The sequence below is a fragment of the Pseudonocardia sp. KRD291 genome (assembly GCF_019263595.1).
GTDB lineage: Bacteria > Actinomycetota > Actinomycetes > Mycobacteriales > Pseudonocardiaceae > Pseudonocardia.
In genome coordinates this window covers 1-9,629 of the sequence record NZ_JADQDD010000245.1, presented here as the reverse complement: position 1 = coordinate 9,629, position 9,629 = coordinate 1, and the positions used below count along the sequence as shown (strand labels likewise).

Sequence of the window (9,629 nt, the reverse complement as noted above, 5' to 3'; positions counted from 1 at the left end):
TCACGGGCCATCCCCGTCACCTTGTCGATCTGCTCGTCGTGACCGGCGTACTTCTTCTTCGCCGCGTCGCCGACCTTGTTCAGTCCCTGATCGACCTTGTCGTCGTGCTGGCCGAGCAGTTCCTTGGCCTTGTCCAGGAAACCCATGCGAGCCATAGTGGACCCCTTGTCAATGCCTCGCACGCTCTGGCGTTCCCCCGTTCGGTCGAAGGTGTGCGTGCTGCGGGCGTAGGTCGTCGACCTTCGTGACCCCGATCAGCTGCATCGTCCGCTCGATCTCGGCGGTGAGGATGTCGACGCTGCGGCGTACCCCGAGCTGCCCGCCTGCCATCAGCCCGTAGAGGTAGGCACGCCCGACCAGGGCGGCCCGGGCACCGAGCGCAACGGCGGCCACGACGTCGCCGCCATGCATGATCCCGGTGTCGACGAGCACCTCGGCGTCGTCACCGAGCTCCTGCACGACGGGCTCGATCAGCTCCGCGGGCACCGGTGCCCGGTCCAGCTGGCGCCCGCCGTGGTTGGACAGCAGCACGGCGTCCGCGCCGGCGTCGGTGACCCGGCGGGCGTCGGCCACGCTCTGGATGCCCTTGACGACGAGCTTTCCGGGCCAGGTGTCGCGCAGCCAGGTCACGTCGTCCAGGGTCAGCGCCGGGTCGAACACCCGGTTGATCAGGTCGGCGACGGTGCCGTCGCTGGTCTCCAGGCTGGCGAAGGTCAGCGGCTCGGTGGTGAGCAGGTCGAACCACCAGTGCGGGTGCCGTGCGCCGTCGAGGAACGTCTTCAGGCTCAGTGCGGGCGGCACGGACAGCCCGTTGTGCACGTCGCGGCGCCGGTTGCCGCCGACCGGGGTGTCGACGGTGAGCATCAGCGTGTCGTAGCCGGCCGCCTCGGCGCGGGCCACCAGGTCCTTGGCCACGCTGCGGTCGCGCCAGAGGTAGAGCTGGAACCAGTGCCGCCCGTCCGGCGCGGCGGCGGCGGTGTCCTCGATCGTCGTCGTCCCCATCGTGGACAGCGCGTAGGGGATCCCGGCGTCGCGGGCGACCGGGGCCACCGCGCGCTCGCCCCCGGTCCCCATCATCCGGGTGAAACCGGTGGGGGCCAGCGCGAACGGCAGCGCCGAGCACTTCCCGAGGATGTCGCGGGTCAGGTCCACCGACGACACGTCGCGCAGCACGGACGGGGTGAACTCGACCGTGCCCCACACCTCGCGGGCGCGGTTCAGGCTGCGCTCGTCCTCCGCCGCGCCGTCGGTGTAGTCGAACACCGCGCGCGGGGTGCGCCGGCGGGCGATCTCGCGCAGGTCGTGGATGCTGGTCGCCCGGGCCAGCCGGCGCTCCGTGGCGTCGCGGAGGAACGGGGCCGGCCGCAGCAGCGGGGCCAGCTCGGACGGGCGGGGGAACCTGCGCTGCACCATGCCCCCACCCTAGGTCGGCGACGCGGCGCTGCCGACCCGTCGAACCCGGGCGGCCGCCGTCAGCGGCGGCGCAGGAGCTCGTAGGCCGCGACCGCGCCCGCGCTCGCCACGTTGAGGCTCTCCACCCCGCCGAACATCGGGATGGACAGGATGCCGTCGCACTGCGCGGCGACGGCGGCGGAGAGGCCGTCGGTCTCGTTGCCGAGCACGAGGGCCACCCGGTGCGGTAGTTCGGCGTCCATCAGCGACTCGCCGCCCGCGGCGAGGCCGAAGACGGTGAACCCGGCCTCGCGCAGCGCCGACACCCCCTGCTCGGCGGTCGCCGCCCGCAGCACCGGCGCGCCGAACGCGACCCCGGCCGAGGCCTTCACCACCAGCGGGTCGATCGCCGGGACGCCGTGGCGCGGGAGCAGCACCCCGTCCAGGCCGGCCGCGGTCGCACTGCGCAGCAGCATCCCGACGTTCGAGGGGTTGGTCACCCCGTCGAGCACCAGCACCGACGCACCGCGACGGGTCCCGAGGTCGGACAGGAACACCGGCAGCGGCGCCATCCGCGGCGCGACGACGTCGGCGAGCACGCCCTGGTCGTGGCGCCCGTTGCCGGCCAGGACCTTCACCCGGTGCGCGCTGGCACGCTGCAGCTCGACCCCGTGGGCGCGGCAGGCGTCCTGGATCTCGCGGGCCGACCCGCCGCGGACGGTGTCGGCCAGGATCACCTTGTCCACCTCCAGATCCGGGTCCGCCAGCGCCTCGAGCACCGGCTTGCGCCCGTAGACGGTCACGAAGCGGTCCTTCGGCGAGGTCGGGGGAGGTCCGGAGGGTTCTGCCACGCGGAGCAGCCTCGCACGCCGACCGACGATCTCCGACGCCGCACGTAGGATCACGGCCATGCCGTCCCGGCTCTCCGCGCTCGACGCCTCGTTCCTCTACCTGGAGGAGGCCACGACCCCGATGCACGTCGGCGGGGTCTCCATCTTCCGACGCCCGAAGTCCGGCTTCGACTACGACCGGCTCGTCGAGCTGATCGAGCAGCGGATCGCCCTCGTGCCGCGCTACCGGCAGAAGGTCCGGGGCGTCCCGGGCAACCTGGCCCGCCCGGTATGGGTGGACGACACCGAGTTCGACATCGCCTACCACGTGCGTCGCTCCGCGTTGCCGCACCCGGGGAGCGAGGACCAGCTGACCGAGCTGGTCGCGCGCCTGATGTCGCGCCCGCTCGACCACACCCGCCCGCTGTGGGAGATGTACCTGATCGAGAACCTGGAGCCGTCGGGGAGAGGGAAGACCGGCCGGATCGCGGTGCTCACCAAGACCCACCAGGCGATGGTCGACGGGATCTCCGCGATCGACATCGGCCAGGTGATCCTGGACGTCTCCGCGCAGCCCCGCGACGTCCCGGAGGAGCTGTGGATGCCGCGACCGGAGCCCTCGGACGGGCAGCTCGTGCTCGACGCGCTCGGCGAGGCCGTCACCCGCCCCGGCGAGGTGGTGGACAACGTCCGTGCCGCCGCCGGCGACGCCATGGCCACCGCGACGAAGGTCGCCGGGGCCGCCGGGAAGATCTTCACCATGGCGCGCACCGCCAGCCGTCGCGCGCCCGGGCTGCCGTTGAACGCCGAGATCACCACCCAGCGCCGGTTCGCGATCGCGCGCACCGACCTGGAGGACTACCGCAAGGTCCGCACCGCCTACGGCTGCGACGTCAACGACGTCGTGCTCGCGGTGATCTCCGGTGCGCTGCGCACCTGGCTGCTCTCCCGCGGCGAGCCGGTCGTCGGGTCGTCCTCGGTGCGGGCGATGGTGCCGCTGTCGGTGCGCGGCGAGGGTGACGTCCCCAGCTCCGCGGCCGGGGGTTCGCTCGGCAACCGGGTCGCCTCGTTCCTGGTCGACCTGCCGGTCGGCGAGCCGAGCCCGCTGGTGCGCCTGCACCAGGTCACGCACGCGATGCGCGAGCACACCGACACCGGGCGCTCGGTCGGCGCGGACACGCTGGTGCGGATCGGCGGGTTCGCCCCGCCGACGCTGCACGCGCTCGGCGCCCGGGCGGCCAGCGTGATGTCGCGGCACATCTTCAACCTCGTCGTGACGAACGTGCCCGGCCCGCAGTTCCCGCTCTACGCCGCGGGCGCGCAGATGCTCGAGATGTTCCCGGTCGTCCCGCTGGCCAAGGGACAGGCCGTCGCGATCGGCCTGACCAGCTACGACGGCGGCGTCTACTATGGCCTGAACGGGGACCGGGACGCGATGCCGGACCTGGACGTCCTGGCCGGGATGGTGCAGGAGTCGCTCGACGAGCTGCTCGGCACGCTCCGTACCTGAGCGCAGTACCTGGGCGCACACCCGACGAACCTGGAGTACCCGTTGAGGATCTACCTTCCGGCCACCTGGCCGATGCTCGCGAGGATGGTGTCGACCGGGAAGTTCGAGCCGCTCGGTGGCACCGCGTTCGCGCTGACCCCGAAGCTGCGCGAGTCCTACGTCGCCGGTGACGACGAGGAGCTCGAGTACGCGGCGATGAGCGAGGCCGCGCGGGCGTCGCTGCGGCTGCTCTCGGTGGAGTTCGGCCTGGGCGAGGACGACACCCCCGCGCGACGGGTCGTCGTCGCCGCCGACACCGAGGTCACGCTGCGCCCCGATCTCGACGACGGCGCGGTGCGGGTCACCGGCGCGATCGGGATGGAGCAGATCGCCGCCGTGCACGTGGACCTGCCCGAGGCCGAGCACGCCGTGCGCGAGGCGGCGGGCGCGGTGGACAAGGCCGACCTCGGGGACCTGGACGCGGAGTTCCTGGTCGGCGAGGCCGAGGACCACGACCTGGCCTGGTACGCCCCCGGCGAGGTCGCGTTCCTGGTCCAGCTGGGCTGATCGACCGGCGCCCTACGGGCGCACCTCGTAGACCGCGTTGAACGGGGTCTCGGCGGCCCGGCGGAAGCGGGTGAACCCGGCGTCGGTCATCACCTGCCGCATCGCGGCCTCCCCGGCCTGCGCGCCGAGGGAGTACCCGCCGGGCTGGGACAGCCCGTTCGGTACGCAGAGGAAGCTGGAGAACCCGTAGTAGAGCCGCCCGACCGGGTTGAGGTTGCCCTCGACGGTGTCGGCGGCGATCGGTTCGACGACCAGCCAGGTGCCGTCCGGGGCCAGCGCGTCGCGGACGTGCCGGGCCGCCCCGAGCGGGTCGCCCATGTCGTGCAGGCAGTCGAAGCTGGTCACCAGGTCGAGGCCGGTGCCGCTGAACGTCTGTGCGGAGGCGACCTCGAACGTGGCCCGGGTGGCGACGCCCGCGTCGGCGGCACGCTTGCGGGCCAGCTCGATCGACCCCTCGTGGTAGTCCGAGCCGACGATCCTGGACTGCGGGAAGGCGCCGGCCATGATCACCGTGGACGCGCCGAGCCCGCAGCCGACGTCGGCGACCGCCGCCCCGGCGGTCAGCTTGGTCTCCAGCCCGTCCATGGCCGGGATCCAGCTGGTGGTGAGGTTCGCGAGGTAACCGGGGCGGAAGAACGCCTCGCAACCGATGAACACGTCCTCGTCGTGCTCGTGCCAGCCCATCCCCTCGCCGGTGCGGAACGCCTCGGCGATCCGTGGCTCGGCACGCAGGGCGCCGAGCGCGAGCACGAACGCGCCGGGCAGGTACACCGGCCCGGCCGCGTCGGCCAGGCAGAACGCCTGCTCATCGTTCATCGAGAACTCGCCGGTGTCGGCCTCGTAGTCGACGTAGCCGCCGGCGGCCTGACCGCGCAGCCATTCGGTGACGTAGCGGGGGTGGCACTCGGTCCGTTCGGCGAGCCCCTCCGGCGTGGCCGGGCCCTGCGCGAGCGCACGGTAGAGCCCGAGCCGGTGCCCGACGACGACGTTGCCTGCCGCCGCGGTGGCGCCGAGGTCCCCGACGAACTTCCCGAGGAACTCCATCAGCCTGCCGTCGTCCACAGCCATCGCTCAGACCCCGGTCTCGGGGATGCAGATGGCCGGGTGCGCGTCCCTGGACTCGACGTCAGCGATCCGGGTGGTGGTATCGGTCATGGTCGGCACGGTCGCTCCGGAGGATCGTCGTGGTGGGGCGACCAGCGTGCTGCGGGCTGGGCTCCGGCCGACAGGGTCGGGAAGTGCGTACGTTGCGGGGACGGACCCCGGGGAGCAGCCCGATCGACTGTGCCCGGAACACCGCGCCCATCCGGTCGGCGGCGCCGAGCTTGGTGTAGACCCGCTGCAGGTGCTTGTGCACCGTGCGTTCCGCGACGCCGAGCTTGCGGGCGATCGCGGCCGCGGTGAGACTCCGGGCGAGCAGCTCCAGGACCGCGAGCTCGCGGGGCGTGAGCCGCACCGCCTCGGCGGTGTCGAACGCGTCCGGTCCGGTCCGCGCCGACCAGGACGAGAACACGCCGATCTGCCGGTCCAGGCCTGCGAGCAGGCGCTGCAGACGACGCATCAGGGCCATCTCCTGCGCGGTGTAGACGTCGGTGCGTCCGATGACGAACGACCGCCGTCCGCCCGGCTCCCACAGCACGGGGATCGAGGCCTGCGCCTGCACCCCGCCCCACCGGCGCCCGCGTGCACGCCAGTCGTTCACCATCCGGCGGTCGGCGATCCCGGAGGGGACGTCCTCGATCTGCAGGCAGGTGCCCAGCCCGGTCGAGAGGTGATAGCGCAGCAGGGGGTGGCGCAGCGGTGCCTCGTGGCGTGTCCAGTGCACCGCCTCGTCCAGGTAGGGGATGAAGTGCTCGACCGGATGGAAAGTGGTGAACGTGAGCCCGTCGGAGTCGGAGTGGGAGTGGGTCACGCAGCCGCCGGCGTCGAACGTGTCGACGAGCAGGCGCGACACCCGGTCCTCCGGCCAGACCGTGAGCGGGGACGAGATCAGGTCGGCGACGAGGTCGAGCCACTCGCCGTCGCGACCCCGGGGAAGTGTGTCCATCGTCGGCCCTCCGGCGAGCCATCCTCCGCGCCCTGCCACCCGCCCGTCGTCACCAGTATTGACGAGGTCGGGCGGCACGAAGGAGCGCCTGCCGGACCGTTGATCAGCCGGGGCCGTCGATCAGCAGGGGCCGCCGATCAGCCGGGGTCGGTGAACTCCGGGGCGCGCTGCTCGAAGCGGGCGGTGACGGCCTCGACCTGGTTCGGGCTGCCGATCAGCGCGCCGATCTCGTCCTGCTCGGCGGCGAAGCCGGTGCGCAGGTCCTGGCGCCCGGCGCCGTCGAGCAGGCGCTTGGCCGCGCGCACGGCGTGCGGGTTGAACCCGGCGATCTCGGCGGCCATCGCCAGTGCCGCGGCCCGCGGGTCGTTCTCGACGCGGGTGCCCAGGCCGAGCGCGACGGCCTCGGTGCCGCTCACCCGCCGCCCGGTCAGCGTGAGCTCCTTGGCGACGTCGCGGCCGACGAGCTCGGGCAGCAGCTGCGAGCCCGTCATGTCCGGGATCAGTCCCCAGCGGATCTCCAGCACCGACAGCACCGCCTCCGGGTGCACCAGCCGGATGTCGGCGCCGAGCGCGATCTGCAGCCCGCCGCCGAGCGCGTTGCCGTGCACCGCGGCGATCACCGGCACCGGAACTCCGGCCCAGGCGTGCGCGGCGCGCTGGCCGGTGGCCCTCGCCGGGCCGTCGGAGGGCGGGAGCTCGACCGAGGCCGACATCCGCTCTCCGGTACGCATCGCCGCGAACGCGCCGAAGTCGAGTCCGGCGCAGAAGTCCGGGCCGTCCCCGGAGAGCACCACGGCCCGCACGCCGGGAGCGGTGCGCAGCGCCTCGCCGGTGCGCACGATCGCGGCGAACATGGCGGCGTCGAGCGCGTTGCGCTTGTCCGGGCGGGAGAGCCGGACGTCGGCGACGCCGTCGGTGATCGTGGTGCTGACCCGGGTCGGGTCGATGTCGGGAAAGGCCGTGTCGGGCATCGGGCTCTTCTCCTCCTCGGCTGCGTCACAGTTCTCGCTGTCGCCGGAGCCGCCCCGCGCGCGCCGAGACGATCACCGATGCATGCTAACCCCGCACGAGCGCACCGAACTGCCGCCGACGCCGCGAGGGAGCGACGCATGACCGAGACGCCCGTCCTGCACGAGGTCACCCGCGGCCTGCGGTTCCCGGAGGGCCCGGTCGCGATGGCCGACGGCTCGGTGCTGCTGGTCGAGATCCGCCGCGGGACCCTGTCGAGGGTCCACCCGGACGGCCGGACCGAGGTCGTCGCCGAGACCGGTGGTGGCCCGAACGGCGCCGCGATCGGCCCCGACGGCGCGGCGTATGTCTGCAACAACGGCGGCTTCACCTGGGCCGACCGCGAGGACGGGATCACCGCTCCCGGCGCGCAGCCGCCGGACTACATCGGCGGCCGGATCCAGCGCGTCGAGCTGACCGGTCCGCGGGCCGGCACCGTCACCGACCTCTACACCGCCTGCGACGGCCGTCCGCTGCGCGGTCCGAACGACATCGTCTTCGACACCGACGGCGGCTTCTGGTTCACCGACCTGGGCAAGCGCCGCGAGCGCGAGACCGACACCGGCGCGCTGTACCACGCGCGCGCCGACGGGTCCTCGATCACCGAGGTCGTGCACCCGCTGACGACCCCGAACGGGGTCGGGCTGTCCCCGGACGGGAGCCGGCTCTACGTCGCCGAGACCGCGACCGGGCGGGTCTGGTGCTGGGACGTCGACGGGCCGGGCAGGCTCTCCCGGCCGGCCGGGATCGACGGGCCGGCCGGGCCCGGCGACGCCGGGCTGCTGCACGGCTTCGCCGGCTACCAGTCCCTGGACTCGCTCGCCGTGGACGGCGCCGGCAACGTGTGCGTCGCGACGCTCGTCACGGGCGCGGTCAGCGTGCTCGCACCGGACGGACGGCTGCTGACCCAGGTCGCGCCACCCGAGCCGGACCCGTACGTCACCAACATCTGTTTCGCCGGAGCCGGGTCGCACACCGCATGGGTCACCTCGTCCGGGCGCGGCGTGCTCTACCGGTGCGAGTGGCCCGAGCAGGGCCTGGACCTCGCGTTCTCCGGCTGATGCCCGCCCCGGTGTGCGCGATGGTGTCCCGATGAGTGTGTTCGCCTCCGTCGCGGTCACCGCCGCGGAGACACGGGAGCCCCGCCCGGGCGACGAGCTGGTGACGCCGGCCGACGTGGTGATGGACCGCGGCGTCACCGTCGACGCCCGCCCGGAGGCCGTGTGGCCGTGGATCGTCCAGCTCGGCAAGCGCCGGGCGGGGTGGTACCTGCCCCGCCGGGTGGAGCGGTTCCTGCCGCCGGCCCGTCGGGCGTCGTGGACGGTCGAGCACCGCTGGCAGCACCTCGTCCCCGGCGACGTCGTCCCCGACTACGGCGGCCGTCACGCGACCTTCACCGTGGACTCGGTCGAGCCGCCCGCCGTGCTGGTGTACCGCTCGCGCCGCGGGCGGATGGACGTGAGCTGGTCGATCGTCCTGCGCCCGGACGGGGACCGGACCCGGGTACTGCTGCGCCTGCGGCTGGGCCCGGTGCGCCGGGTGTGGCTGGCCGGCACGGCCGGTGAGCTGTTCGACCTGCTCACCGTGGCGGGGATGGCCGCGGGCCTGCGGGAACGCCTCGCCTACCCGGTCGCGGGCGGCGGGTCGACCCGCACCGGAGCGCCCCAGGACCGGTAGCCCGCGACCAGGTCCAGCGTCCCGGCGCCGGGCAGTACCTGGCGCACGTGGGTGCGGACCGGGCGCTGGTCGGCGTCGACCCACACCAGCGCGCTGATCCGGGTCAGCCCGCCGCGGATCTGGTTCGCCAGCTGGGCGCGCATCGCCGGGTCGGTCTCCGCGGCCGCGGCCCGGACCAGGTCCACCACGATCGTGTAGCGCACGGTCCGCACGCCGCCGGTGTCCTCGTCGACGGCGTCCGAGACGAGGCTCGCGTCGGCGTAGCGCGCGACCCCGGCCAGCGGGTCGGCCGTCCCGGCGAGGTTCGCGGCCAGGGTCGCGTCGGCCCGGGCCGCGGGCGGGACCTCGTCCACGCCCAGCTCCAGCCACCGGCCGGGGGGCGGTTCCGGCACCCGGACCCACGTCCTGTTCCCGGTGCGGACCAGGCCGGTCGTGCGCGGGGTGGCGCCCGGCGCCCCGACCCGCTGGTCGAAGCGGGTCGACACGGCGTCGCCGTCGAACCGGACGGCCCCGTCGCCGGTCACGGCCGTGCGCCCGGACGGCCCGTCGAGGGTGCCGTCGAACGTGGTCAGGGCACCGCCGTCGGAACGCTGCCGGGCGGAGACGGCGGCGAGCAGCG

Annotated in this window: 11 protein-coding genes; 4 read left to right on the top strand and 7 right to left on the bottom strand. The window is 73.8% G+C overall.

The annotated features are described in order from the left end of the window. From I4I78_RS25465 to I4I78_RS25455, 3 genes are all read right to left on the bottom strand, one after another. Positions 1-146, bottom strand: a 146-nt coding sequence (locus tag I4I78_RS25465; RefSeq protein ID WP_218614024.1) for an antitoxin, incomplete at its 3' end; no start/stop codon positions are given. Positions 147-168: 22 nt separating this feature from the next. Beyond that, a complete protein-coding gene (locus I4I78_RS25460) occupies positions 169-1,413 on the bottom strand; it encodes an alpha-hydroxy acid oxidase (RefSeq protein ID WP_218614022.1) in 1,245 nt (414 codons plus the stop codon). A 59-nt stretch (positions 1,414-1,472) separates the two neighbouring features. Then, a complete protein-coding gene (locus I4I78_RS25455) occupies positions 1,473-2,195 on the bottom strand; it encodes an RNA methyltransferase (protein ID WP_308252351.1) in 723 nt (240 codons plus the stop codon). 106 nt (positions 2,196-2,301) lie between these two features. Here I4I78_RS25455 and I4I78_RS25450 point away from each other — a divergent pair, with 106 nt between their 5' ends. Further along, complete coding sequence (locus I4I78_RS25450) at positions 2,302-3,732, top strand: wax ester/triacylglycerol synthase family O-acyltransferase (RefSeq protein WP_218614020.1); 1,431 nt, start codon at positions 2,302-2,304, stop codon at positions 3,730-3,732. A gap of 42 nt (positions 3,733-3,774) precedes the next feature. Further along, positions 3,775-4,278, top strand: a complete 504-nt coding sequence (locus I4I78_RS25445) for a hypothetical protein (RefSeq protein WP_218614019.1) — start codon at positions 3,775-3,777, stop codon at positions 4,276-4,278. A gap of 12 nt (positions 4,279-4,290) precedes the next feature. On the opposite strand, the gene I4I78_RS25440 is transcribed toward I4I78_RS25445, so the two are convergent. From I4I78_RS25440 to I4I78_RS25430, 3 genes are all read right to left on the bottom strand, one after another. Then, the gene (locus I4I78_RS25440; RefSeq protein WP_226380426.1) at positions 4,291-5,346 is read right to left on the bottom strand and encodes a trans-aconitate 2-methyltransferase; all 1,056 of its coding nucleotides are present in this window, start codon (positions 5,344-5,346) and stop codon (positions 4,291-4,293) included. 58 nt (positions 5,347-5,404) lie between these two features. Further along, the gene (locus tag I4I78_RS25435; RefSeq protein WP_218614018.1) at positions 5,405-6,325 is read right to left on the bottom strand and encodes a LuxR family transcriptional regulator; all 921 of its coding nucleotides are present in this window, start codon (positions 6,323-6,325) and stop codon (positions 5,405-5,407) included. A 137-nt stretch (positions 6,326-6,462) separates the two neighbouring features. Next, positions 6,463-7,296, bottom strand: a complete 834-nt coding sequence (locus tag I4I78_RS25430) for a crotonase/enoyl-CoA hydratase family protein (RefSeq protein ID WP_218614017.1) — start codon at positions 7,294-7,296, stop codon at positions 6,463-6,465. Between the two features lie 138 nt (positions 7,297-7,434). Here I4I78_RS25430 and I4I78_RS25425 point away from each other — a divergent pair, with 138 nt between their 5' ends. Both I4I78_RS25425 and I4I78_RS33040 read left to right on the top strand, forming a co-directional pair. After that, a complete protein-coding gene (locus tag I4I78_RS25425; RefSeq protein ID WP_218614016.1) occupies positions 7,435-8,394 on the top strand; it encodes an SMP-30/gluconolactonase/LRE family protein in 960 nt (319 codons plus the stop codon). Positions 8,395-8,425: 31 nt separating this feature from the next. Beyond that, positions 8,426-9,010, top strand: coding sequence for a hypothetical protein (locus I4I78_RS33040; RefSeq protein WP_226380425.1), 585 nt, complete (start codon positions 8,426-8,428; stop codon positions 9,008-9,010). Here I4I78_RS33040 and I4I78_RS25415 read toward each other — a convergent pair. Next, on the bottom strand, positions 8,956-9,629 hold a 674-nt coding region (locus tag I4I78_RS25415), incomplete at its 5' end, for a hypothetical protein (RefSeq protein WP_218614015.1). The two genes, I4I78_RS33040 and I4I78_RS25415, sit on opposite strands and share 55 nt — an antisense overlap.

What these genes read in the sequence shown, in the direction of transcription:
- I4I78_RS25450 (WP_218614020.1), top strand. Translation starts at nt 2,302, where the DNA reads ATGCCGTCCCGGCTCTCCGCGCTCGACGCCTCGTTCCTCTACCTGGAG.
- I4I78_RS25460 (WP_218614022.1), bottom strand. Translation starts at nt 1,413, where the DNA reads ATGGTGCAGCGCAGGTTCCCCCGCCCGTCCGAGCTGGCCCCGCTGCTG.
- I4I78_RS25435 (WP_218614018.1), bottom strand. Translation starts at nt 6,325, where the DNA reads ATGGACACACTTCCCCGGGGTCGCGACGGCGAGTGGCTCGACCTCGTC.
- I4I78_RS33040 (WP_226380425.1), top strand. Translation starts at nt 8,426, where the DNA reads ATGAGTGTGTTCGCCTCCGTCGCGGTCACCGCCGCGGAGACACGGGAG.
- I4I78_RS25430 (WP_218614017.1), bottom strand. Translation starts at nt 7,296, where the DNA reads ATGCCCGACACGGCCTTTCCCGACATCGACCCGACCCGGGTCAGCACC.
- I4I78_RS25425 (WP_218614016.1), top strand. Translation starts at nt 7,435, where the DNA reads ATGACCGAGACGCCCGTCCTGCACGAGGTCACCCGCGGCCTGCGGTTC.
- I4I78_RS25440 (WP_226380426.1), bottom strand. Translation starts at nt 5,346, where the DNA reads ATGGCTGTGGACGACGGCAGGCTGATGGAGTTCCTCGGGAAGTTCGTC.